Raw genomic sequence first — 24,978 nt, 5'->3', positions numbered from 1 at the left:
TCCTTGCTTTCGGTTCTACGTAGCGAGGCGACGAAACCGCGAGTCCCGAAGGCCGAAAACACGGACCGAAGGGGCCGAAACCCCGCGCGCCGGCGGCGCGCCAATATACACAGGAGCACCGATGATCCTGGTGGCTCAGGTCAGCGATACACATTTCGATCTCGGGACCCGTAACACCGAGCGCGCGCAACGAGTGATGGCCTATCTGGCGGACTTGCGGCGGCGGCCCGATGTGATCGTGGTGACCGGCGATATCACCGATTCCGGTAAACCCGAGCAGTACGCCGAGGCGCGGATGTCGCTACAGGCCGATCTGCCGGTGCTCGCCATCCCCGGAAACCACGACGAGCGGGCCGCGTTCCGGGAAGTACTGCTGTCCGGTACGCCGTCGGACGATCCGGTGAACCAGGTACACCGGATCGGCGACCTGACCTTGATCCTGCTGGACTCCAGCGTCCCCGGGCAATCGGGTGGCCGGCTGTCCGGGGAGACCTACGACTGGCTGGACGACACCCTCGCCGCGACCCCGCCCGACACGGCCGTGCTGCTGGCCCTGCACCATCCGCCGGTTTTCCTGCACAGCCCGGTCGTGGACACGATTGCGCTGGACGATCCGCAGCGGCTGGCTGCGGTGATCGCCGGGGACCGGCGCATCATCGCGACCTTGGCCGGGCACGCGCATACCGCCGGGGTGAGTACCTTCGCGGGCCGCCCGCTGCTCATCGGCCCCAGCACGGCGTCGGTGCTGGGCGGTGAATGGGAACTCGCGCCGCCCGAGCGAGTGATGGACTACGGGCCGGATCCGTCGGTCGCTCTGCACGTGATCGACGACGACCATCGCCTGATCACACATTTCCGCAGCGTTCCGATGGGCGGCTGGATCGCGAGCCCGTACTGACCTTCAGTACCGTCCGGCGCGAGCGCGGCGGTAGGCGGCAGGCGTCGCGCCGGTCCAGCGTTTGAAGGCGTAGATGAAGGTGGATGCCTCGGCGTAGCCGAGCCGGATCGCCACATCGCTCACCGACAGCGGGGTGGTGGTCAGCATTTCCTCGGCCAGTGCCTGACGCACCTCGTCGAGCAGGGCGCGGTAGCTGGTACCGGCCGAATCGAGATGCCGGCGCAGGGTGCGGGTGCTCATATTGAGGTCGGCGGCCACGGCGTCGATACCGGGCGGCGCGGTGAAACCGTCCATCCCGCCCCGGGGCACCAGCCGGGCCCGGACCTCGGCGGCGATCCCGGTGCGGGCGCGGCGCCGATGGACGAGGTCTCGGCATTGCGCCAGGCAGATGGCCAGGGTGTGTTCGTTGGCCTGTGGGAGCGGCTGGTCGAGGATGGCCGGGTCGAGGGCGACCAGGTTTTCCGGGCGGCCGAACCGCGGCGTGGCCACGGTGACCGCGGCGATCCGATCGGCGTACGAGGGTTCGGGAAACCGGAATTCGGCCCGGATCAGTGCCAGGTGCCGGCCCAGCAGATCACTCATCACCTGATGCATGGCGGTCACATCGCGTTCCACCAGGAACTGCCGGATATCGGCCGGTACCGAGTCGTCGAGGATCCGGCCGACGAATTCGCCGTCCTCCCACTGCGTCACCGGCAGGCAGAAGGTGAAGCTCAGTTCCATATAGCGCAGCGCGAAATCGATCGCCTCGGCCAGCGTGGGACTGCTGACACAGGCGAAACCGAAGATGCCGAATGTGGTGATGCGATAGCGGCGGCCCACCTCGACACCCATACCGGGGCGATCGAGTTCGCGCACCAGATTCCGGACCACCGCGAGCTCGGTATGCGCGTCGATCTGGGCATCGGGGTCGCGTAGGCGGGCCTCGGTGAGATCGGTGCCGCGCAGCAGGGCCGCGGGCGTGACCCCGTGTTCGGCGCCGTAGCCCACCATCAGCGCGACACTGGCGACACCGCGCGGAAAATCCCAGTCCCGGACCGACGGACGCTGCACCATACCGACATTATGGCCGAATATCTCTATCGACCGGACGGCGGCTACCAGGACAGTTCCGTGCAGCGGCGGGCGGTATCGGAGGTCTCGATCTGCAGGGTGGCGTGCTCGATATGAAAACGCTCGGCGAGCAGGTGCTGGGCGGCCCGCAGGATCCCATCGCCCGCGTCCGGACCGTACGTGGTGATATGCGCGGAGGCGACCTCCATTCCGGAGGTCAGCGTCCAGACGTGCAGATCGTGCACATCGCAGACCCCGGGCACCGCGGCCAGTTCCGCCGCCACCGCCTCGACGTCGAGCTCTTCCGGACTGTGCTGGAACAGGATCCGCAGCGAGCGGCGAGCCAGCAGATAGGTCCGGGGCAGCACCCACACGCCGATCGCCACGCCCACGACCATATCGGCGTAGTACCAGCCCGTGGTGAGGGTTATCGCCGCCGAGACCAGCACGCCGAACGACCCGACCATATCGGCGAGCACCTCGAGGTACGCGCCGCGCACGTTGAGGCTCTCCGCCGCGCCGCGCCGCAGCAACAGGAAGGACACGATATTGGCGGCGAGACCGATCACCCCCGCGACGAGCACCGGCCCGCCCGGAACCTCCGGTGGTTCACCGAATCGGCGCACCGCCTCTACCAGGACGTAGCCGGCCACTCCGAACAGGAGTACGGCATTGGCCAGGGCCGCGATCACCTCGGCGCGGTAGTAACCGAAGGTGCGGGTGTAGCTGGGCCGGGTGTTGCGGGCCAGCACGATGGCCGAGAGCGCCATCGCGATACCGACGACATCGGTGAGCATATGCGCGGCGTCGGAGAGCAGTGCCAGCGAACCGGTGGCCAGCGCGACCGCCAGTTCGACCAGCATGAACCCGGCACCGATGGCCAGCGCCAGCGCCAGTCGTCCGACATACTTCCCGGAGGCGCTTTCGGGTGATACCCGATGCGTATGATCATGTCCCACGCAGACAACATATGCGTTGATGCGCATGCTTGCAATACCTTCGATTCGCGCCCGGCCGCCGGACTGGCAGACTTGACGTCGTGAGTGACCAGCCCGCAACCGCCCGGCCCGGCACATCCGACCGGCCCGCCCGCGACTCCCGAGACGCGGCACTACGGCCGATCGAACTCGCCAACGGCGCGGTACTGGGCGGCGCGACCGTCGGACTGGTCACGGTCGGCTCGGTGATCCCGTTCGCCGCGGCGCTCCAACTCGTCGCGGCCGTCCCCATGGGATTGCTGGCGCACCGATACCGCTTCCGCGTCGTGTTCACCGCAGCGGTCTCGGCCGCCCTGGTCACCTTCGTCGCGGCCGGTCTGACCGCCGCCATGGCCATGGTCGCCACCGCGACCATCGGCGGTATCGTCGGCGGAGTCAAACGCCGCGGCGGCGGCATCATCGCGGTCACCGGGCTCGCTGTCGTCGCCGGTATCGCCTGGGGCATGTACTCGATCGGTTTCCTGCTGGTCTTCTCGGCCACGCGCGATCTGTTGTTCGACAACATCCGCAACACCGCCACCGGCTTGGCCGATCTCACCTCCCGGCAAGCCCAGCTGGAACCGCTGGGCCGCGGTGTACTCGACGTGGCCGAGACCGTTCTGCAGTGGTGGTGGATCTATATCGGCGCCACCGTCGCGATCGGCACCGTGGTCACCGCACTCGTCTCCTGGTTCGTCCTCGGATCCGTGCTGGACCGGCTGACCTGGCTGCCCGGCACAGATCGGCTCGACGCACCCGCCGACGATCGCCCCATCGCCCCGCTACCGGTCACCTTGCGCGGCGTCGGCTACCGGTATCCGGGCACGCCCGGTGCTGCGCTCGCCGGGATCGACCTGCGGGTAGCGGTGGGCGAATTCGTCGCCGTGGTCGGGCACAACGGGTCCGGGAAATCCACCCTCACCCGGCTGCTGGCCGGTCTGCCGCCGAGCAGTGGCACGGTGGACCGCCCCGGGTCGGCGGGCCTGGGCCATCTCGGCGGTACCGCCCTGGTGCTTCAACGGCCGGAAAGCCAAACGCTGGGAGTACTCGTCGCCGACGATGTCGTCTGGGGGCTGCCCGCCGAACTGGCGGCCGAGGTACGGATCGACGATCTGCTGCGCGAGGTCGGGCTGGACGGAATGGGCGGCCGGGAAACCGCGGCCCTGTCCGGTGGCCAGCAGCAGCGGCTCGCCGTGGCGGCCGCGCTGGCCCGGCGGCCGGCGCTGCTCATCGCCGACGAAGCCACCTCCATGATCGACCCGGACGGCCGCCGCGACCTGGTGGCACTACTGGCCGAACTACCGAAGCGGCATCCGATGGCGGTGGTACTGGTCACCCACCACGAAGCCGACGCGGCCGCCGCCGACCGGGTGATACACCTGGCGGACGGCCGGATGGTCGACCGTCTGCCCGCCTGGCCGAAACCGGCCCGCGCGCACCGCCGCCACCCCATGGGCGACCCGATCCTGGAATTGCGCGGTGTCCGGCACACCTACAACCGCGGCACCCCGTGGGAAGCGCAGGCCCTGCACGGGATCGACCTGACGGTCCGGCGCGGGGAAGCGCTACTGGTGGTCGGCGGGAACGGGTCCGGGAAATCGACCCTGGCCTGGATCATGGCCGGACTCATCGCGCCCAGCGTGGGCCGCTGTGAACTCGCCGGAAAACCGGTCAGCAAACAGATCGGCCGGGTGGAACTGGCCTTCCAGCATTCCCGCCTGCAACTGCAACGACATACCGTGGGCGAGGAGATCGCCGACTGGGGCGGGGACGGCACCGGATCGGGCACGGTCGGTAAGGCCCTGGACGCCGTGGGCCTGGACCGCTCGCTGACCACCCGCTCCATCGAAGAACTCAGCGGCGGTCAGGCGAAACGGGTGGTGCTCGCCGCCATCGTCGCCAGTCATCCCCAGGTGGTGGTGCTGGACGAACCATTGGCGGGCCTGGACCCCGAGGGCCGTGCCGATATCGTCGACCTGCTGGCCCGGCTCCGCGATTCCGGGCTCACCCTGATCGTCATCTCCCACGATGTCGAGGACGTCGCGGCGATCTGCGACCGCACCGTCCATTTGCAGGCCGGGCGTATCCCGGAAACCGAGGCCGCGCATATCCCGGTCCCGGAACCGGACGCCGATACCTCCCCCATTCCACCGGTCCACCCACCCGGTCCGGTCCACCACCCCGCACCGGGCACGGCCTGGCGGCTACGCGGCGACGCCCACGGAGGTGCCCGATGAGCACGGTACTGCTGCGCCAGGTTCCGGTGGCCAGCCCGATCCACCGGCTGTGGGCCGGAACCAAGATGATCGGCGTCTTCCTGATCAGCCTGCTGCTGATGTTCCTGCCCAGCTGGCCGATCCTCGGCGTCACGATCGTCTTCCTGATCGTGATCGGGGCCCTCGCGCGACTCCCCCTCGGCGTCGTACCCCGGCTACCGTGGGCATTCTGGCTGCTGATCGCGCTCGGTGCGCTGATCAGCGCACCGGTCGGCGGGGTCGCGCTGCTGCGCTACGCGCAGGTCGTGGTCTTCGGGTTGATCCTGCTGTCGGCGTCCATGCTGATCGCCTGGACCACCCCGATGAGCGAAATCGCCCCGGCCCTGGCGACCCTCGGCCGCCCCCTGCGCAAACTACGGGTACCGGTCGACGAACTCGCCGTCGTGGTAGCGCTCACCCTGCGGGGACTGCCACTACTGCTGGAGGAGATCCGGATCCTACGGGCGGCCCGCCGCCTACGCCCCAAACCCGATCTGCTGCACCGCACCACAGACCCGCTGATCGATATCCTCACCGCCGCCATGGCGGTTTCGACCCGCCGCGCCGGCGAACTCGGCGAAGCCATCACCGCCCGCGGCGGCACCGGCCGGCTCACCGCCCGCCCGGCCGGCCCCGGCCGCAACGATGCCATCGCCCTCACCGTGGTGGTTGCCGTATGCGCCGGGGCTCTGGCCATGGAACTGATGCTCTGACGAGCGGCCGGAACGCGACGATTGCGGCGCGCCACGTCTCGTCGCTCGACCCGCTGGGATCGCTGCGGAGCCGGGCACGCAGGCACTGCCGATCGTGATGCGGCACCGTCGTCACCACCGAGTCGTCCCGCGCTCGAGGCCGGTTACTTCTGCTGGTCGCGTACAGCTTTCCGCGCCGCGTCCTGCGCCTTGTCGACCTGCGCCGCATACTTGCCGCCGGTTTTCTTGTCCACCGCGTCGCCGACCTTCTCGATCAGCGGATCGACCTTGCCGGCGTTCTTGCGCGCCAGACCCAGTGCCTTGTTCGCCAGCCCCTTGAAATCCATGGTGTGCTCCTCGCTCGAATCCGCTACGGCGATAACGATACCCAGCGGATTCGCCGCGAACGGGGGAACAGCGACAGCCGTCACACCTCGCCGAGCCAGGCGGGATGCCAGAACCGGCCGCCGTCGGTCCAATCCATGTAGCGCACAGTGCCTTTGATCTTCGGTGTCACCCAGATCGCGTCCCGGAGTTCGTCGGCCGACATCTCGTTGACGAACGGCGACGTCTTACGCTGCGACCGGCGCAACCGGGCCGCCAGATCGTTCATCCCCGCCTCGTCGAACCCGGTCCCCACCCGGCCTGCGTACACCAGACCGTCCTCGGCGGGTATCCCGACCAGCAGCGAGGCGAACGGCCGCGCCTTACTGCGCCGCATCCCACCGATCACCACCTCCTGGGTGCGCCAGTTCCGGTGTTTGACCCATGAATGCCCGCGGGTGCCGGGCAGATACACCGAATCCAGTCGTTTGGCGATCACGCCCTCGGCGCCTTCCGCTTCACTGCGCCGCAGGGCTTCGGTGCCGTCGCCCTCGTAGCGCGGCGGCACCCGGAGTTCCGGGGTCGTCGCGGCCAGCGCTTCCAGTACCTGCCGCCGATCGCGGTAGCGTTTGCGCAGCAGCGAGGTGCCGTCGAGAAACAGCAGATCGAAGGCCAGGAATTCGGCGCGGCGCGGATTCGCTTTCAACAGTGCGACGTTCACCGCGCCGTCGGGTCCGCGGACGATGAGTTCGCCGTCGAGTATCACCTGATGGCCTGCCAGTTCCTCGGCCAGCACCGACAACTGTGGGTAGCGCGCGGTGACATCGTTACCCGCCCGGCTGCGCAGCCGTAGTTCCCCGGCATCGACTTCCACGAGCAGCCGGTATCCATCCCATTTCCGTTCGAACGCCCATTCCGATTCCGGCAGCCCGGCCACCTCGCCACTGGTGGCCAGCATGGGAGTGAGCCCGCGCGGCAACTCCGCGGTCGCGGGCTGGTCCTTCATGAGATGCATCAGCCACTGATCGCCCTCGGTCCGGATCAGCGCGTAGCGGCCGTTGAGCCGATCGCCGCGGAACACCACGATCACCTCGTTGTCGCGCCACTTCTCGGCGCGGTAGGTGCCGGTATCCCATACCGACATCTCTCCGGCTCCGTATTCGCCGGCCGGGATCGTGCCGTGGAAGTCCAGATACTCCAGGGGATGATCCTCGGTGTGCACGGCGAGCCGGTTCTGCCGAGTGCTTTCCGGCGGCCCCTTGGGTACCGCCCACGACACCAGTACCCCGTCGCGCTCCAACCGCACATCCCAGTGCAACCGCCGGGCGTGGTGTTCGTGCACGACATAGCGGTCGCCCGGACCCGGCCGGGGTGAATGCGGCGGTACCGGCTCCGGGGTGCGCGCCGGGTCACGCATGGAGCGGTATTTCGTCAGCGCGTCGTTCAGCGGCGTATCCAGGGCGGCCAGCAGATCGCCGTCGGAGCGGTAGCGCTCCAGAACTTCGTCGAACCGCAGTTGCCGCAGCTCATCGGCATCCTCCAGCTCCGCCCAGTGCCGCGGTGCGGCGGCGTTCGGCTGTTCGCGCCCGCGTAGCGAATACGGTGCGATGGTCGTCTTCGACGGGTTGTTCTGACTCCAGTCCAGGAACACCTTCCCGGCCCGCACACTCTTCGCCATGGTGGCAGTGACCAGGTTGGGAAGTAGTTTCTCCAGATTCGTGGCGACCTGTTTGGCCACCGTGGAAGCCCCGCCCGGGCTCAGTGCCCGGTCCAGCGGGACATATAGGTGGATGCCTTTGCTACCGCTGGTCAGCGGGAAGGCACGCATCCCGATTTCGGCCACCATATCCCGCACCCCGAGCGCCACCCGCGCGCATTCGGGTAAGCCCGCGCCGGGGCCGGGATCGAGATCGAACACCAGCCGTGTCGCGGGGCCGCGCCCCTCACCGTCGAACCGCCACTGCGGTACATGGATCTCCAGAGCGGCCTGCTGACCCAGCCAGACCAGGCCGGCCTGGGACGAGATCACCGGATAATGTGCGGTCCGATCGGAGTGTTGCTGGGCCCGCCGCGGCAGCCACGACGGTGTACCCGCGCCGAGGTTCTTCTCGAAGAACGACGATTCGGCGACACCGTTCGGCCACCGTTTACGGGTGATCGGCCGGCCCGCGATATGGGGCAGCATCGCCGGGGCGATCTCGGCGTAGTACTCGATGACCTCGCCTTTGGTGGTGCCGGTCGCCGGATAGAGCACCTTGTCCAGATTGCTCAGCCGGACCTCGATATCCGGCTGCCCCGGTTCACCGCCGAACGCCCGGTGCACGCCGGGTCACCGGTGCGTGCAGTCGACCCCGTACGGCATCCGGCCGCAGGTCACGGCCGCGGGCCCGGCCCCGGTTCGCCGGTCTGTCCCGGACCACCCGGATGGTCGGGCGGAACCACCTTGCGGGCGGCTTCCTTGCCCTTCTGGATCTTGTCCGAGTACTTGCCCTTGGTCTTCTGGTCCAGGAAATCCCCGGCCTTGTCGACCGCCTGGTTGATCTTGTCGGAGTTCTTGGCCGCCGCCTCCTGACCCTTGCCGGCCAGATTCTTCAGGTTGTCCATCAAGCTCATTGCCGAATTCCTTCCTGTCGCCGAGCGGGTGTGTTCACTCCATATCCTCCCACCAGGAACGCCCCGGTGGGAGATCACGGATATCGAGCCGTTGCCCGGGTACCGGCACCACGATCTCGGTACCGGCCGCGCCCGCGGCCGCCACCAGCCGGCGCACCGGTTCGTCCCAGGGATGCGGCGCCAGATTGAAGGTCGCCCAGTGGATCGGCAGCAGCACGCCGTGGCCCGGATCGCCACCGCACAGGTCGGCGTGGGCGCGCACCGCCTCCTCGGGATTCATATGGATATCGGCCCAGCTGTGGTTGTAGGCACCGATGGGCAGCAGGGTGAGGTCGAAGGGGCCGCACTGCGCCCCCGTCTCGGCGAACGCCTTGGTGAACCCGGTATCGCCGCCGAAGTACACCCGATGCGCCGGACCGGCCAGCGCCCAGCCCGCCCACAGGGTCGTGTTGCGGACCAGGCCGCGCCCGGAGAAATGGCGCGCCTCGGCGCAGGTGATCGTCAGCCCATCGCCCGACCCGTCCCGGGCGGGCAGCGAATGCGAGAAGCCCCAATCCAATTCGACGATCCGCGACTCCGGCACACCCCAGTGCCGCAGATGCGCACCGACCCCCAGCGGAACGACGAAAACCGCACGCTGGGTATGCAACAGAGTGGTGATGGTATCGGCGTCGAGATGGTCGTAGTGATCGTGCGAGATGACCACCGCGTCCACCGGCGGCAGCTCTGTCAGTGCCACCGGCACCGGGTGGATTCGGCTCGGGCCCACCAGCCGCGACGGCGAGACCCGCTCGCTCCACACCGGATCGGTGAGCACCCGGAAACCGTCGACCTCGATCAGCGCGCTGGCGTGCCCGTACCAGGTGACGGCCAGTTCTCCGGCCACCGCCGGACGTTCCGGCTCGGCCAGCGGCACGGTCCCCTTCGGCCGCCCCGCCCGCATGGCGGACACCATGGACAACAGTCCGGCGGGATTGTCGGGCACGACGATCGGCGAAGCCGGCTCGGTGTTGTGGAACTGCCGGTTGCGGTAGCTGCGCGCCCCCGTGGCGGTCGGCGCGATCGCGGAAACCGAGGCACCCAGCGCCGCCGGTAACCCGTCCAGCGCACGCAGCACCCAGCCGAGCGCGGTCATTCCGGCCAGACCCGCCACCGCGGCGGGGAGAATACGGGGTCGCATCACCGGCCCACGAATTTCGGGGCGCGCTTCTCCTTGCGGGCCTGCCGGCCCTCCTCGGCGTCCTCGCTGTTCCATGCTGCCTCCAAGGCGGACTGCTGTTCCTTGGGTGACGGCTCTCGGGTGCCGTCGTCGTTCAGTTCCAGTTTCAGGTGACGCAGCGACAGCGGCGCCAGTTCGGCCACCGATTTCGCCCAGGTCTGCGCGTCCGCCAATGTACCGAGACGGTTGGCGAAGCCGAAGGTGTAGGCGTCGGCGGCCGAGATGGGTTCGGCGCCGAGCAGAACGGTACGGGCCGGACCGCCACCCAGCAGCGAGACCAGCCGGCGGGTGGTCCAGCGATCCACCGAGATACCCAGTTTGGCCGCGGGAATCGCCAGGTACGAATCCGGCGCCATCACCCGCAGATCCGCGGCCATGGCCAACTGCACACCGGCGCCGAGCGCGGGACCGTTGAGGGCCGCGATCACCGGTACCGGCAACGCCTCGACCTCGTGCAGCATCTCCAGCAGGGCGTCGAGGAACTCGGTGGAATACACACCGTCGAGATCCGCGCCCGCGCTGAACACCGGCCCCCGGCCCGTGATCACTATGACGCGGGCGTTGTGAGCTGCCTGCAGGAGTGCCTCACGCAGCTGTACGACCAGATCCAGGTTCAGCGCGTTACGACGCTCTTCACGCTGCAGTTCGATGGTGACGACGTCGCCGTCGCGGCTGACCCCGAGCATGTGTGTCCTTCCCCGCTCAACGAATACCGATCCAACAGCCAATAACGAAGCGTTACCGACCACTTTGCCACAGCGACGCGCCGGCCCACCGGGCACGACGCGGGGCCGTGCCCGCCGGTCCCGGGAACGGTGCGGTAGCGGTGCGCGGAACCGTGCGCTCTCAGGTCTCCAGACCGACAGCGAAGGTCGCGGGATCCGCCCCGGTCCGGGTGCCGCTGTCCAATCCGGAGATGGCGCTCATCTGCTCCGCGGAGAGTTCGAAGCCGAAAACATCGAAATTCTGCTCGATCCGCTCCGGTGTCACCGATTTGGGGATGACGATATTGCCGAGCTGGAGATGCCAGCGGATGATCACCTGCGCCGGTGAGCGGTCCACAGCGCCCGCGATCCGGGTGATCACCGGATCGCCGAGCAGCGTGCCCTGGCCGAGTGGACTCCATGCCTCGGTGGCGATGGCGTGTTCGGCGTGGTACTGCCGCAGTTCGCGCTGAATGAGCCGGGGGTGCAATTCGATCTGGTTCACCGACGGCGTCTCCCCCGTTTCGGCGACAACCCTTTCCAGATCGGTTACGCGGAAATTCGAGACACCGATGGAACGCACCCGGCCGTCGGCCTTCAGGCGCTGGAAGGCACGGAAGGTATCCACGAATTTGTCCGCAGCGGGAACGGGCCAATGGATCAGGTACAGGTCGAGGTAGTCCAGGCCCAGCCGGTCGAGACTGGCCTCGCAGGCGCGCAGGGTCGATTCGTAGCCCTGCTCGGAGTTCCAGAGCTTGGTCGTGACGAAGACCTCGTCCCGTGGCAGGCCGAACTGCCGGATGGCGCGACCGGTGCCTTCTTCGTTCTCGTAGGCCGCCGCGGTGTCGATACTGCGGTACCCCGCGCGCAGCGCGGTGGTGACGGTATCGAAGACCTGGTCCGGCGGTACTTGGAAGACCCCGAAACCGAGCTGCGGAATCAGGCTCCCATCGTTGAGCACGATGGGCGGGACAACACCGATCTCACGTCTAGTGGTCACCGCTTCGACGGTAGGAGCGGTTCGACGGCAGGTCAACGAATCCGGGTCTCGTGTCCGCACCGCCTTGACTTATCGTTGTGTTTTTACAACACTATGTTGTGTGAGCCCAGTGAGACGAGGGGAAACCCTCCCGATTTTCAACCGCATCGCAGTATTGCGTGCGGAACACCGGATGTCACGGGCCGCACTGGCGGAGGCGGTGAACGTCAACCCACAGACGATCGGCGCACTCGAACGCGGCAACCACTACCCGAGCCTGGACCTGGCCCTGCGGATCTGCGAGGTGTTCGGGCTACCGGTCGAGGCGGTGTTCTCCCGCACCGAATTCACTCCGCTGTCGGCCGAGCTCTATCCGCGTGAGAAAGGAAAGCTGTGATGACCGCAGCCACCGGACCGTCCACCTTGATCGATCGCTACCAGGCCTACCGCGTCCGGCGGTGGCTCGCCCGGGAGAAACAGCTCGCCGGAATGCTGCCCGGCTGGCGCACCCGCAGCCGTCGGCGCGCGCTGGTGGTCACCGTCACCGTGGCACTCGCCGCCCTGTTCGTCACCGGCGTATTGTGCGCGTTCGGCGTCGAATGGGCCGCACTCTTCGCCGGCCTGAGCGCTCTGCTCTTCCTGCCCTCCTGGACCATGTTGCGGATCGTGTCGCACGCCCAGGACAACGCGCCTGCCGAAACACTCGACGAGCTGGAGATGACCCAGCGCGAAACCGCCCGCTCGATCGGGCTCACCATCACCCAGTCGCTCTGCGTTCTCCCGGTGATGTATCTCATCTACAGCGGCGCGCTGTTCCCCGAGGCCGACGCCTTCCGCACCGCCTACGCCGGCGGTGTCATGCTGCTGGCCACGCTACTGGCCGGAGGTTGCGCACCGGCCATGATCCTCGCCTGGTCGAAACCAGAGCCGGAACCGGAAAGCTGAGGGTGGTCTCGGGACCATCGCAGTTGCCGAACACTGGAGAGCCTGGGCGCACACCGCCGGAATCAGTGTGCGCGGGAACAAGGTCGGCAACTGGGGCACATGGGAACGACGACCGGCCACGGATGGCACTCCCGTCGAGCGGACGGAGCTGCCATCCGTCGCGTACAACCGCAGAACACCGCCGACGGGGGACGACCGAACTAACGTTCCGGAAGCCCCAGTCGGCGGTAGCGCAGGTGCCGGATCTCCCGTAACCGCTCCGCGGGTTGGGTCGACAGCATCCTCAGTTCTTCGGCGACGGCGGCGACCATGCGGCGCGAGAAATCGTCCGGTTCCGCGGCCGCGTCCGGGTATTCGGGCACGATTCGATCCACGATCCCGTCGGCCAGCAGGTCCGCCGACCGGATCCGCTGCTGCGCAGCCAATTCCGCAGCATGCTCGGTGTCGCGGTGGACAATGGCGCTCGCCCCCTCGGGCGGCAACGGTGCCAGCCAGCCGTGTGTCGCGGCCAGTACCCGGTCGGCGGGCAGCAACGCCAGTGCGCCGCCGCCGGTTCCTTGACCGAGCAGTACCGAGATGGTGGGGGTATCCAGTGTCACCAGGTCGGCTATGCAGCGGGCGATTTCGGGAGCCAGGCCGCGCTCCTCCGCCTCCTTGGACAGCGCCGCACCGATCGTATCGATCACCAACACCAGCGGTAGCCGCAGTTCGGCGGCGAGCTGCATACTGCGTCGCGCCGACCGCAACGCGGCCGGGCCCATGTTGTGCTCCGGATCCTGGTGCGCGCGGTCATGTCCGAACACCACGCATGGACGGCCCTGGAAGCGGGCCAGTGCAAGGACAACCGTGCGATCCGTTTCACCCTGACCCGTCCCGCTGAGCGGCACCCGCTGCCTGCTCCGGCGCAGAAGTTCGCGAATCCCCGGCCGCTCGGGTCGCCGCGAAATACACACCGACTCCCACGCTTCGACCGGTTCGGTTGCGGCGGGCAGTACCGGCTCGGTGCCGGGGCGGCGATCCCCGACAGTGGATTTCGGGACGTCCGGGACCCCGCTGAACACGCTCAGGGCCCGGTGGGCGATCCGCCGGAAGACCGAGACTTCGACGACTCCGTCGATGACCCCGCTCCGATACAGGTTCTCCGCGGTCTGCACGCCGGGCGGGAACGGCCGCCCGTACAGCGCCTCGTACACCCGGGGCCCGAGGAAGCCTATGAGGGCGCCGGGTTCGGCGAAGGTGATATGCCCGAGCGAGCCCCAGGACGCGAAAACCCCGCCCATGGTCGGATTCCGCAGGTACACCACGTACGGATAACCGGCCGACTTGTGCGCGGCGACCGCACCGGCGATCTTCACCATCTGCACGAAGGCGACCGTGCCCTCTTGCATCCTGGTACCACCCGAGGTCGGTGAGACGACAAGGGGCAGCCCCTCCGCCGTCGCCCGCTCGACCGCGGTGACGATACGTTCGGCGGCCGCGATACCCACCGAGCCCGCCAGGAACGCGAACTCGCATGCGATGACCGCCACCCGCCGCCCGCGTAACCGGCCTTCACCGGTGCGGACCGACTCGTCGGTGCCCGCCGCGGCGGCCGCCTCGACCAGCTCGGACCGATACGCGCCGGTCTGGGCCCCCCGGTGGGGGGGGGGGGGCCCGCCCCCCCCCGCGCGCCCCTAACCGCGCGGGGCGGCCCACCTTTTTGGGGGGGCGCATCCCAGCTCACGAACGTTCCCGGATCGAGCAGCGCGTCGAGTAGCTCGCGGGAGCCGATCCGGCGTTTCGCCGGCGTCATCCGAGCCGTCCCGGGCCACCCGGCATCCCAACTGTCCACACCGGCACGCCGACCAGTATGACCGGCACCGGGTCAGTAGCCGCGGGTGACCTTCTGCAGGGCGTACTCGGTGAGCCGTACCAACGCCTCCTTGGCCGGTTCCCGGCGCCGGGCGTCGATCGGCATGATCGGCACATCGGCGGGAACCGCCAGCGCCTGCCGAATATCCTCGATCGGGTACTGCGGGGCATCGTCGAACTGGTTGAGCGCGACGAGGAACGGCAAGTTGCGCGCCTCGAAGTAGTCGACCGCCGCGAAGCTGTCCTCCAGTCGCCGGGTATCGATCAACACCACCGCGCCGATGGCGCCACGGATCAGGTCGTCCCACATGAACCAGAAGCGGTACTGGCCCGGGGTGCCGAACAGGTACAGCACCAGGTCGTCGGCCAGGCTGATCCGGCCGAAGTCCATGGCCACCGTGGTGGTGGATTTGCTCTCGATACCCGCGAGACTGTCGATCCCGGCGCTGGCATTGGTCACCAGAGCCTCGGTTCTCAACGGGACGATTTCCGAAACTGCCCCCACCAGCGTCGTTTTGCCCACGCCGAACCCGCCTGCGACCACGATCTTTGCCGAAGTCGGTTTGCTGCTACGGGTATCGACCTGCGCCGTCGAATCATATACGCCGGAGTCCACTGAGAACCCTTTCGATCAGCTCGCGACGTTCATCGTCGCTGGAATCGTCTTTCAAAGTCGCCGAAACGCGGACATGCCCGGCTTCGATCAGGTCCGCTACAAGTACACGCGCCACCCCGATCGGTATACCCAGTCGCGCCGCTAGTTCGGCGACCGACGGCGACTCCCTGCACAGCTCGACTATCGAATTCTCGATATTGCTCAGTTCGTACTGGCGTTCGAGCGGAATGGGATGGGACGCGACGAGAGCCTCGAGCGCCAGCTCCACCTTCGGTCTGGTACGACCGGCGGTCAGCGAGTACGGGCGCACGAGACTGGGCTCGGAGCCTCCCACGCGGTGATCTTCTATGTCCATCCCACCATCAGGAACCCATCGTGACGCGCGGAGTGGCCTGAACTGTCTGGCCCACGCGTTCGACCAACAAAGCCATCTCGTATCCGACCTGTCCGATATCGCAGGACGTGTTGGTCAGGACAGCGAGGTATGACCCGTCGCCTACCGCCATCAACAGCAGGTAGCCGTGTTCCATTTCGACGACGGACTGCAGGACCGTCCCGCCCTCGAAGAGATTGGACACACCCACCGAGAGACTGGCCAGACCGGCCGTGACAGCGGAGAGCTGTTCGGCCCGGTCGACCGGTAGCTGGGCACTCGCCGCCATCAGCAGGCCGTCGGCCGAGACCAGAACGGCATGGGCTACGCCAGGAACCTCGCCTGCGAAGTTCGAAACCAGCCAATCCAACTGACGGTTCGTACCACCTAGTTCGGGGTTCATCGGTCTCCTTTGTCTCCGGTTAGGTTCATTGCTCGCATTGCACGGCCATCCCGAACACCTTGCTGGTGCCGACTCAAACTAGACCGGATCGATTCGGGATTGCGACTCGGCGTCCGCTCCTGGGCGCCGTTGACGGCGCCGGGCACCAGCCGGCCGCCCGGATTACGTTGCGGAAGACCGGCCGCGGTGCGGGTCTCGGGCTCGGCCTCGCTGGCCCGCCGAGCAGCCGTCCAGCCCTCGTCGCCCGGTGATTCGAAGGAGGCGACGGCCTGGGAGCGATCGGCGTTCGGATCCGACAGCCAGGCCGACATCATCTCCGCGAAGATGGGCGTACCGCCCATCACGTTGTCGGTTTCCTCGGCCGGCTGCAGCCGGGTCTGGAAGAACGAAGCGGTCTTCGCCGGGTTGGACTTGTAACTGTGCCGACCGGGTTCGCGGGCCGGTGCGGCCCCCTCGGCGGATTCCGGTTCCCGGGGCAACGCGACACCCGGGGGGTTGTCGAATCGCTCGGCGGTGTATCCACCCGGCTGCCGCCGCGGCAGCCCACCCGATTCGTCGGGACGGGGCGGGCGCGGCGGGGCGGGGCGTTCTCGCTGCGGCAGACCGTTCTCGGCCGTGGCGGGCTGGGGTCGCCCGTTACCGGCCGGGCCACCGCGCTGCGGCAGGCCGCTACCGGTCGTACCCCGCTGCGGCAACCCGCCGCCCGGGGACTCGTGCCGGGGCCGCGAGCCACCGGCCGAACCCCGCTGGGTGGGAAGTTCGCCGGAAGATTCGCGTGCCGGCAGACCGGCGGCCGGATCACGCTGCGCCGGCAGCTCACCGGAGGTTTCGCGGGACGGCAGACCGTTGCGCGTCGGCTCGCGCCGGGTGGGCAGCGCACCGGAAGCGGTATCGGCCTGCGGCGGTTCCTGGTCACGCCCCTGCTCACCCGCAGGACGGCGCTGCGGCAGACCCGGACCGCCCGCTTCGCGGGCACCGTTCGTACCGGGTTCCCGTTGCGGGAGTCCGTTGGGTCCCTGCGGCGCCGGGCGCCGCGGGGGCACCGGACCGGAGGGGCGCTGCGGTGCCGCCGTTTCCGACGCGGTTTCGGCGGGGCGCTCGGCATCCGGCCGCGCGGGGGGCGTCTGCGGATTCCCGGGCGCACCGTTCGCACCGGGGCGACGCTGCGGCAGACCACCGGGACCGGATTGCGATGTGTCTCCACCGGTCGGCTGACGCTGCGGCAGGCTGCCGCCGGGACCGGGCCGCTGCGCGTCACCCCCACCGGGCTGACGCTGCGGCAGACCACCGGCACCCCGCTGCGGCGAACCACCGGCGCCCGGCTGCCGCTGCGGCAAACCGCTGAGGCCGGTCTCCGTGGGACGCGCGGGCGAATCGCCGGGGGTACGCGGCGGCAGGGTCGGGGTGGCACCGCCACCACCGGGGCCGAGATTCCGCTTGGGCAGGTTGGCGGCGGCGAGTTTGCCGCGCTGCGCCGTACTGCCGGCACTGGCCTGGCGCAGGCTCGTGGTGCCTTGTTCGCCGTCGCGCAGACCACCCGCCATCGCGGAACCGGGCTGCCGCTGCGGCAGACCGCCCGGACCGGCCGGCGCCGGACCACCCGGACGCTCAGCCGGTTTGGGACGTTCGACCGCCGGCAGCGGACCGCTCATCCCCGGATCGACGGTGACCATCATGTTGCCGTCTGCGGTACGACTGATCCCGCGGGTCTGCATGGCCGGACCGCCGGCACTGCGCAACGCGGCCGCCGCGGCCTCGTCGGCCGATTCCTCCGGCTTCGGCTTCTTACCACCATCGCTGGGTACCAGCGGCTGCGGGCCGGACCCGGTCGCCAGGGGCAGGATCTGGGTTTCGCCCGCGACGATCAGGCTCATCGGCACGTGCACGGTCACTGTGACGCCGGGATCGCGGGCGGTATCGAAGGTCGGCCGCAGCCGGACATTGAGACCGTGCCGTTCCGCGAGCCGGCCGACGACGAACAGACCCATATGGCGGGCGGTGTCCGGGCCGGGCTCGGCGGTGTTCTCCAGCCGGCGGTTGATCTCGGCCATCTCGCTCGGCGGCATACCGATACCGCGGTCGGCGACCTCGATCAGCAGGCCCTGGTCGTGTGCCTGCGCGAAAGTGAATTTCACATCGGTTTCCGGCGGCGATGCCCGCAGCGCGTTGTCCAGCAGCTCGGCGAACAGATGCGCCATATCGGAGGCGGCCGGCTCGATCAGTGCACCGCGCGGGGTGGCACCGAGCTTGACGCGTTCGTAGTCCTCGACCTCGGAGATCGCGGCACGCAACACATCGGCGATCTCGACCGGCGCCGATTTCGCGCGGCGCTGTTTGGTACCGGCCAGAATCAGCAGGTTGTCGCCGTTACGGCGCATACGGGCGGCGAGATGGTCCAGCCGGAAGAGGTTCTCCAGCAGTCGCGGATCCTTCTCGTCGTACTCCATCGCCTCGATGAGGCTGAGCTGATGGTCGACAAGTGATTTACTGCGTCGCGCCAGGGTCTCGAACATATCGTTGACCTGGGAACGCATCTGCGCCTGGTCACTGGCCAGACGCAGCGCCTGACCGTGGATATCGTCGATCGCGCGGGCCAGCTGGCCGATCTCCTCCTCGGACCGGATGGGCATCGGTTCGAGTGGTACTTCTTCCGGCGCGGCACCCGTCCGCAGCTGAGCGACTTCCTCGGGCAGATCGCTTTCGGCGACACGCAGGGCGGCCAGCCGCAACCGGTGCAGCGGCACGATCATCGAGCGGGCCACGAACACGGCGAGCAGCAGGGCCGCGAGGATGGTCAACAGCACCACGATGGAGTAGACAACGGCGTCGGAGAGCGCGTCGTCGGCCATCTTCTCGACACCGTTGTCGATCTCGGTGGTGGCCTCGCCGATGAGTTTGTCGGTGGTCGAGGTGCTCGCCAGCAGCGATTCGCGGGCTTCGCCCAGCGGTATCCGGCCGGCTTGCGCCTCCGGCGTATCGAGCATCGCCTGACGGGTCGTGACGCCCTCGCGCAGAGCCACGATATCGGGGTCTTCGGCGTTGTAGCGCTGGCTCAGGATATTCAGCAGCGCGAGTTCGGTATTGGTCGCGGCGCGGTAGGCCTGTTCCCCGGCTTCCTGATTGCGCAACAGTTCGGCGGCGGCGGTGATCTCGCCGACCATGGCGGAACGCAGGTTGAGCGCGTCGACGAGCCGGAGTTTGTCCGGGTCGATCGACGGGGCGCCGACCTCGCCGAGGATCTCTTCCACGGTGCGGACACCGGCGTTACGGGCTCGGTCCAGTACCGCGACGGCCTCGGCCGGTGAACCCGACGGCGCCAGACCGCCGGTGCGTACCTGCTTGGCCTGATCGATCATCTCGGACAGCGCCTGGTGCGCACCCGGCAGATCGTCGAGTTCGGCGAGCGCACCCTCGGCCGCAGCGATGGTTCGGTCCAGGGTTGTGAGGTTTTCCTCGGTGACCATGGACCGGTTCGGCGCGAGGGCGATGGCCTGCGAGCCCGCGACCGTGGAGGTGGCCGAACTGAGATCGAGCACCGCCGGGACGAGACTGACGTTCTCGGCCGACGAGCCCAGCCGATTCGCCTCGCCCCATTGCGCCGATATCCTCGACACACCGAGTCCGACCGCGACCGCCAACGGCACAGCCAGCACGGCCGTAACCTTCCAGCGAAGGTCCCAGTTACTCAGCGCCCAGCGCTTCGTGCCGGACCTAGCGGCGTCACGCATTCCCACTCACTTTCCAACCTGGCCCCAGCCATGCACCACAGCAGAACTCCACACTCGCATAGTGGCTCGACGGGTGGAGCTGCCCGTGGGTCGCGGCTGGCCGAGAAATTGCGTCTACGACGGACCGAATTCGTGTCATCAGATTCTAACGGATCAATAACTTCTTGGTGTACTAGGCCCGGGTCGGCGCACACTGACCAGCCGATTACAGGCATACGCCATGGTCGCGACACCCGCCAGGGGGTCGCGTGAAGTCTGCCACAATCGTGCTGATCTATCGAGGCGAGGATTGCTGCGAGGCTAGGGAGCACGGGTGAACGCGAGGAACGAGTATCGACCGGTCTATCAGACCAGTTTGGTCGATCCCGCCGAGTTCTGGTCCCGGGCCGCGGCGGATATCGACTGGGATACCCCGCCCGAACAGGCTCTGGATACCACCCGCCCGATATCGCGCTGGTTCCCCGGAGCCCGGCTCAATACCTGCTACAACGCGCTCGACCGGCATGTGCACGCCGGTCGCGGCGAACAATCCGCACTGATCTACGAATCGGCAATGACCGGCACGAGCCGTGTCTACACCTATTCCCAACTGCTCGATCAGGTCACCCGCTTCGCCGGCGCCATGCGTGACCTCGGCGTTCAGGCCGGTGACCGGGTCGTTATCTATCTGCCGATGATTCCCGAGGCCGTGGTCGCGATGCTGGCCTGCGCCCGGATCGGGGCCGTGCATTCGGTGGTGTTCGGCGGATTCGCCGCACCAGAGCTTGCGGCGCGGATCGACGACGCCGAACCGGTGCTGATCGTGACCGCCTCCGGCGGCCTCGAACCCAACCGCACCATCGATTACCCCCCTATCGTGGCCCGGGCGCTCGAACTCGCGGAGACCGCGGCCCCCGGAACCGTCCTGGTGAAACAGCGTGCCGGGTTTCCCGAGCACGATTTCGGTGCGGTTGCCGGCGGTGGGGCCCGCTGGCTCGACTGGGATACCGCGGTACGCGACGCCGCGCCCGTGAACCCGGTATCGGTGGCGGCAACCGATCCCCTGTACGTGCTGTATACCTCGGGTACGACCGGTAAGCCGAAGGGCGTGGTACGCGACAACGGCGGACATGCCGTCGCCCTGGCCTGGTCCATGCGCAATATCTACGACGTCGGGCCCGGCCAGGTGATGTGGGCGGCCTCCGATGTGGGCTGGGTGGTCGGCCACTCCTATATCGTCTACGCCCCGTTGCTGGTCGGAGCCACCACGCTGCTCTTCGAGGGCAAGCCGGTGGGAACCCCCGATGCGGGGGCGTACTGGAGAGTGGTGGCCCGGCACCAGGTGCACACACTGTTCACGGCGCCCACCGCGTTGCGGGCAATCCGCCGCGCGGATCCCGTGGCCGAACTGGCCCACGAACACGATCTTTCTTCCCTGCGTGCGTTGTTCTGCGCGGGCGAACGGCTCGACCCCGCCACGTTCACCTGGGCCGACGAAACACTGCTCGCCGGGCGCGACGACTGCCCGGTGGTGGATCACTGGTGGCAGACCGAAACAGGCTGGCCTATCTGCGCCAATCCGCTCGGGATACAGCGACTGCCGATCAAACCGGGTTCGGCCTCGGTGCCGGTGCCGGGCTATCGCCTGCGGGTGCTGGACTCCTCGGGTAATCCGGTCGCGGCGAACACCGAGGGCAATATCGTCATCGGCCTTCCGCTACCGCCCGGCGCGCTGACCGGCCTATGGCACGACGAGGACCGGTTCGAACGCTCCTATCTGGCGGCTTATCCGGGTCATTTCCTCACCGGCGACTCGGGCTATTTCGACGAGGACGGTTACCTTTTCGTCCTCGGCCGCAGCGACGATGTGATCAACATGGCGGGGCACCGCCTTTCCGCGGGCAGTATCGAAGCCGCCGTCGCGGGCCACGAGGCGGTGGCCGAATGCGCGGTGATCGGTCTTCCGGACGAACTCAAAGGGCAGCGACCGATCGCTTATGTAGTACTCAAATCCGATGCCCGGATAGATATCGAAACTCTGCGCGACGAACTGAGCGAACGCGTGCGGACCCAAATAGGCGCCGTGGCCGGACTGTACGACGCCGTCGTCGTCCCCGCGCTGCCGAAAACCCGCTCCGGAAAGATCCTGCGCAAAACCATGCGCCAGATGACAGCCGGCGAGAATTACGAAATACCTTCCACCATCGAGGATCCCACGGTGCTCGATGAACTCGCCCGGATCGTCCAGCCGCCACAAAGCACAAACTCCTCTTAAGAAAACCTCAGAGTCGGGCCAACACCGCCCAATACGGTCTGAGGGGTCCACGAGCCACGGCTCGACTCGACACGTAGGAGGCAGTAGTCCCCATGGCACACACCACGAACCGGCGGTTCGGCAAGTTCGGTCTCACCACCCTCACCCTGGGAGCGGCCGCAGCGGCCACCGCCTTCCTGAGCCCCGCCGTCGCCTCGGCAGGCCCCATGGAGATGGCGGAACCCCTGCTGACGAGCGACTGCTCCTTCGCCCAGGTCGACGCCGCACTCCACGACCAGGCCCCGGAACTCGCGGCCATGCTGGACAGCAACCCGGACGCCAAGGCCCAGCTGCAGGCGAAGTTCGATCAGCCGGTCGAGCAGCGCCGGGCCGAGCTGCAGCAGTACATCGAGCAGAACCCACAGGCCGCCCAGCAGGCCCAGGACGATCCGCGCGCCCAGCAGCTGCAGGCCACCCTGCAGGGCGTGGCCGACACCTGCCACAACTACTGATTTCCCGGCGCTACTGATTTCCCGGCGCGCGGACGGCTTTCCGGCGCGCGGACGGTGTGAATGACCGGGCGTCGGGTGCGCGGGAGCGGACCGACGCCCGGTTTTCGCCCCGGGCCGGCGGCGCGCGGGCCCTCACCGCGGCGGCACCGCGCACGGATCGCCCGTCAATACACTGGGCGGTGTGGTGGAGCGAACCAAACCGGCGGTTCTCGTTGTCGACGACGACGAGGATGTGCTCGCGTCGGTCGAACGAGGCTTGCGCCTGTCCGGATTCCAGGTGAGTATCGCCCGGGACGGGGCGGCGGCGCTGCGAGCGGTGGCCGACAACGGTCCGGACGCGATCGTGCTGGATATGAATATGCCGGTGCTCGACGGTGCGGGAGTGGTGACGGCACTGCGGGCCATGGGCAACGAGGTGCCGATCTGTGTGCTCAGCGCCCGCAGCTCGGTGGGTGACCGGATCGCCGGGCTGGAATCGGGTGCCGACGACTACCTGATCAAACCCTTCGTCCTCGCCGAACTGGTCGCCCGGATCAAAGCGCTGCTGCGCCGGCGCACCGATACCGCACCCGCCGGGCCCTCCGACACCATCGTCGTCGGACCGCTACAGGTGGACACGGCCGGATACCGCGCGGTGCTGAGCGGTCAGGAGATCGACCTGACCAAACGCGAGTTCGAACTGTTGTCCACACTGGCCCGCAATGCGGGGGTGGTACTGAGCCGCGAACGGCTGCTGGAACTGGTATGGGGCTACGATTTCGCCGCCGATACGAATGTGGTCGACGTTTTCGTCGGCTATCTGCGCCGCAAACTGGAGGCCGACGGCACCCCGCGGCTACTGCACACGATCCGGGGCGTCGGGTTCGTGCTCCGGGACGCCAAGTGAGCGACGGCGTCACCCGCCGGCGCCGCAGATCGTATTCCCTGCGTACCCGGGTCGCCGGGGCGGCGGCCGCCGGGTCGGTACTCATCGTCGCGCTGGTGAGTGCCATCGCCGTACCTGCGATCGAACGCAACAACCTGCAGCAGACCGATCAGCAGTTGCGGATCGCGTCCCGGCTGGTGGTGATCGACCCGGTGATCGCGGTCGGGATCGTGAATCTGGTGGGGCCGGATCGCGATATGGCGCTGACCGTCCGCGACGACGGCCAGGTGGTGGCCTCCAGCATCACCCGGCTTCCGGAACTCGATCCCGGATCACGCACGGTCACCGTGGACGACACCCCCTACCGGGTACTGACCACCACCGAGAATCAGCCCGCGGGCCGGACGGTTTCGCTTGGTATCCCCGCCACGGATGCCGCGCGGGCGACGGCCGAACAGCAACGGTGGCTGCTGTTCGCGGGTCTGGCGGCGATCGCCGCATCGGCGGCGCTGGGCTGGCTGTTCGGCGGGCGCGCGGTCCGGCCCATCGTGGTGCTCACCCGCCAGGTCGGCGCCCGGACCGGCTACCGCGACGCCACACCGGAACCGGTGGACAGCTCCGGGGTACTGGAAGCCGAGCAACTGGCGGACGCGGTGAACACCATGCTGCGCCGAGTCGACCAGGCGCAGGCCGAAACGGCGGCCGCCCTGGAAACCGCGCGGGATTTCGCCGCGGTGTCGGCGCACGAACTGCGCACCCCGCTCACCGCGATGCGCACCGACCTCGAGGTGCTGGCCACCCTGGACCTGGACGAGGAACAGCGCACCGAAATCCTCGGCGATCTGCAACGCAGCCAGGAACGGGTGGAGACCACCCTGGCCGCCCTGGAGCGACTGGCCTCCGGAGACCTGACCTCCGAACGCGACCATATCGACACCGATATCGCCGAACTGTGCGATCTGGCCGCCCACGACGCGATGCGCCACTACCCCGGCCTCACGGTCCGCGTCGACACCGACGCCGAACTGATCACCCGTGGCCTGCCCGCGGGTCTGCGGCTGGCGGTGGACAACGCCCTGAAGAACTCGGTGAAACACGGCGAGGCAACCGAGGTCGTGTTGTCGGCCCACCGGCACGCCGACGGCACCATCGTCATCTCCGTCGACGACAACGGCCGCGGGATCCCGCCCGAGGAGCGGGAATCGGTTTTCGCCCGGTTCGCCCGTGGTACCGGCGCGCACAAGGGCGGATCGGGACTCGGCTTGGCCTTGGTCGCTCAGCAGGCCCAGCTACACGGCGGCCGGGCCTACTTCGACGACGGCACCCTCGGCGGCGTCCGCCTGGTTCTCGTTCTGCCGGATGACCGGCGAGACGGCTCGCTCGAGTAGATCACGCATGAACCAGGGCGCCCGAACGAGAACCGAACAAGAACTGTGCAGCGGCGGCGCCGAATCCCAGCGAGGCACTGAAGGTTTTCCGCCCGACTCTCCCCGCCCGCACGCGGTGGGGCGCGAGTCCCGGGCAGGGCGGCCGGACGTGCCGGCCGAAACACCGCGGACTCCCGGCGCACCGGAAACACCCGCCCCGCAACGCATCGGGGGGGGGGGGGGGGGGGGGGGGGGGGGGGGGGGGGGGGGGGGGGGGGGGGGGGGGGGGGGGGGGGGGGGGGGGGGGGGGGGGGGGGGGGGGGGGGGGAGCGCGGGGGGGGGGGGGGGGGGGGGGGGGGGGGGGGGCGGGG

21 protein-coding genes and 2 pseudogenes are annotated in these 24,978 nt (G+C 68.4%); 10 read left to right on the top strand and 13 right to left on the bottom strand.

The window, feature by feature from the left end; genetic code table 11:
• The first annotated feature begins 121 nt into the window (after nt 1-121).
• Nucleotides 122-898 (top strand): metallophosphoesterase, encoded by a 777-nt coding sequence (locus tag QH195_RS32510; RefSeq protein WP_280421713.1) that lies wholly within the window; start codon nt 122-124, stop codon nt 896-898.
• Between the two features lie 3 nt (nt 899-901).
• On the opposite strand, the gene QH195_RS32505 is transcribed toward QH195_RS32510, so the two are convergent.
• Nucleotides 902-1,954 (bottom strand): AraC family transcriptional regulator, encoded by a 1,053-nt coding sequence (locus tag QH195_RS32505; RefSeq protein ID WP_280438207.1) that lies wholly within the window; start codon nt 1,952-1,954, stop codon nt 902-904.
• Between the two features lie 41 nt (nt 1,955-1,995).
• The gene (locus QH195_RS32500; RefSeq protein ID WP_280438206.1) at nt 1,996-2,937 is read right to left on the bottom strand and encodes a cation diffusion facilitator family transporter; all 942 of its coding nucleotides are present in this window, start codon (nt 2,935-2,937) and stop codon (nt 1,996-1,998) included.
• A 53-nt stretch (nt 2,938-2,990) separates the two neighbouring features.
• On the opposite strand from QH195_RS32500, the gene QH195_RS32495 reads away from it, so the two are divergent.
• Nucleotides 2,991-5,165: an ABC transporter ATP-binding protein gene (locus tag QH195_RS32495; protein ID WP_432278307.1), complete on the top strand. Its 2,175-nt coding sequence runs from the start codon at nt 2,991-2,993 to the stop codon at nt 5,163-5,165.
• Entirely contained in the window at nt 5,162-5,896 is a 735-nt protein-coding gene (locus QH195_RS32490) for an energy-coupling factor transporter transmembrane protein EcfT (RefSeq protein WP_280421716.1), read from the top strand. Before QH195_RS32495 ends, QH195_RS32490 begins: the two co-directional genes overlap by 4 nt.
• A gap of 143 nt (nt 5,897-6,039) precedes the next feature.
• Here QH195_RS32490 and QH195_RS32485 read toward each other — a convergent pair whose 3' ends face one another.
• The 6 genes from QH195_RS32485 to QH195_RS32460 all read right to left on the bottom strand — a co-directional run bounded on the left by QH195_RS32485 (nt 6,040) and on the right by QH195_RS32460 (nt 11,735).
• On the bottom strand, nt 6,040-6,306 hold the full coding sequence (locus QH195_RS32485; RefSeq protein WP_280421717.1) for an antitoxin: 267 nt from the start codon (nt 6,304-6,306) through the stop codon (nt 6,040-6,042).
• A complete protein-coding gene (locus QH195_RS32480) occupies nt 6,303-8,522 on the bottom strand; it encodes an ATP-dependent DNA ligase (protein ID WP_280438205.1) in 2,220 nt (739 codons plus the stop codon). Before QH195_RS32480 ends, QH195_RS32485 begins: the two co-directional genes overlap by 4 nt.
• A gap of 50 nt (nt 8,523-8,572) precedes the next feature.
• Nucleotides 8,573-8,812 (bottom strand): antitoxin, encoded by a 240-nt coding sequence (locus QH195_RS32475; RefSeq protein ID WP_280421719.1) that lies wholly within the window; start codon nt 8,810-8,812, stop codon nt 8,573-8,575.
• 34 nt (nt 8,813-8,846) lie between these two features.
• Nucleotides 8,847-9,992: an MBL fold metallo-hydrolase gene (locus QH195_RS32470; RefSeq protein ID WP_280438204.1), complete on the bottom strand. Its 1,146-nt coding sequence runs from the start codon at nt 9,990-9,992 to the stop codon at nt 8,847-8,849.
• On the bottom strand, nt 9,992-10,717 hold the full coding sequence (locus tag QH195_RS32465; protein WP_280421721.1) for an enoyl-CoA hydratase: 726 nt from the start codon (nt 10,715-10,717) through the stop codon (nt 9,992-9,994). The genes QH195_RS32470 and QH195_RS32465 overlap by 1 nt, the downstream gene beginning before the upstream one ends.
• A 160-nt stretch (nt 10,718-10,877) precedes the next feature.
• On the bottom strand, nt 10,878-11,735 hold the full coding sequence (locus QH195_RS32460) for an aldo/keto reductase (RefSeq protein WP_280438203.1): 858 nt from the start codon (nt 11,733-11,735) through the stop codon (nt 10,878-10,880).
• Between the two features lie 100 nt (nt 11,736-11,835).
• Between QH195_RS32460 and QH195_RS32455 the strand changes: the two genes are divergently transcribed.
• Nucleotides 11,836-12,111: a helix-turn-helix transcriptional regulator gene (locus tag QH195_RS32455; RefSeq protein ID WP_280438202.1), complete on the top strand. Its 276-nt coding sequence runs from the start codon at nt 11,836-11,838 to the stop codon at nt 12,109-12,111.
• The gene (locus tag QH195_RS32450) at nt 12,111-12,659 is read left to right on the top strand and encodes a hypothetical protein (protein ID WP_280438201.1); all 549 of its coding nucleotides are present in this window, start codon (nt 12,111-12,113) and stop codon (nt 12,657-12,659) included. The genes QH195_RS32455 and QH195_RS32450 overlap by 1 nt, the downstream gene beginning before the upstream one ends.
• A gap of 200 nt (nt 12,660-12,859) precedes the next feature.
• Here QH195_RS32450 and QH195_RS32445 read toward each other — a convergent pair.
• From QH195_RS32445 to QH195_RS32425, 5 genes and pseudogenes are all read right to left on the bottom strand, one after another.
• Nucleotides 12,860-14,451: pseudogene (locus QH195_RS32445) on the bottom strand (carboxyl transferase domain-containing protein).
• 72 nt (nt 14,452-14,523) lie between these two features.
• A complete protein-coding gene (locus QH195_RS32440) occupies nt 14,524-15,126 on the bottom strand; it encodes a GTP-binding protein (protein ID WP_280402740.1) in 603 nt (200 codons plus the stop codon).
• Complete coding sequence (locus QH195_RS32435; protein ID WP_033244145.1) at nt 15,107-15,481, bottom strand: DUF742 domain-containing protein; 375 nt, start codon at nt 15,479-15,481, stop codon at nt 15,107-15,109. The genes QH195_RS32440 and QH195_RS32435 overlap by 20 nt, the downstream gene beginning before the upstream one ends.
• Nucleotides 15,482-15,488: 7 nt before the next feature.
• Entirely contained in the window at nt 15,489-15,902 is a 414-nt protein-coding gene (locus QH195_RS32430) for a roadblock/LC7 domain-containing protein (RefSeq protein ID WP_030522784.1), read from the bottom strand.
• Entirely contained in the window at nt 15,899-19,555 is a 3,657-nt protein-coding gene (locus tag QH195_RS32425; RefSeq protein WP_280438200.1) for an ATP-binding protein, read from the bottom strand. Before QH195_RS32425 ends, QH195_RS32430 begins: the two co-directional genes overlap by 4 nt.
• A gap of 388 nt (nt 19,556-19,943) precedes the next feature.
• Between QH195_RS32425 and QH195_RS32420 the strand changes: the two genes are divergently transcribed.
• The 5 genes and pseudogenes from QH195_RS32420 to QH195_RS32400 all read left to right on the top strand — a co-directional run.
• On the top strand, nt 19,944-21,884 hold the full coding sequence (locus tag QH195_RS32420; RefSeq protein ID WP_280438199.1) for an AMP-binding protein: 1,941 nt from the start codon (nt 19,944-19,946) through the stop codon (nt 21,882-21,884).
• Between the two features lie 92 nt (nt 21,885-21,976).
• Nucleotides 21,977-22,375, top strand: a complete 399-nt coding sequence (locus tag QH195_RS32415; RefSeq protein ID WP_280421728.1) for a hemophore-related protein — start codon at nt 21,977-21,979, stop codon at nt 22,373-22,375.
• Nucleotides 22,376-22,547: 172 nt separating this feature from the next.
• Nucleotides 22,548-23,261, top strand: coding sequence for a response regulator transcription factor (locus QH195_RS32410; RefSeq protein WP_280421733.1), 714 nt, complete (start codon nt 22,548-22,550; stop codon nt 23,259-23,261).
• On the top strand, nt 23,258-24,628 hold the full coding sequence (locus tag QH195_RS32405; protein ID WP_280438198.1) for a sensor histidine kinase: 1,371 nt from the start codon (nt 23,258-23,260) through the stop codon (nt 24,626-24,628). The genes QH195_RS32410 and QH195_RS32405 overlap by 4 nt, the downstream gene beginning before the upstream one ends.
• 148 nt (nt 24,629-24,776) lie before the next feature.
• A pseudogene (locus QH195_RS32400) lies at nt 24,777-24,978 on the top strand (hypothetical protein); the annotation flags it as partial.

Source organism: Nocardia carnea (genome assembly GCF_029868855.1).
Lineage (GTDB): Bacteria > Actinomycetota > Actinomycetes > Mycobacteriales > Mycobacteriaceae > Nocardia > Nocardia carnea_A.
The sequence above is the reverse complement of the archived record's forward strand: the minus strand, read 5'-3'. Positions and strand labels throughout refer to the sequence as shown.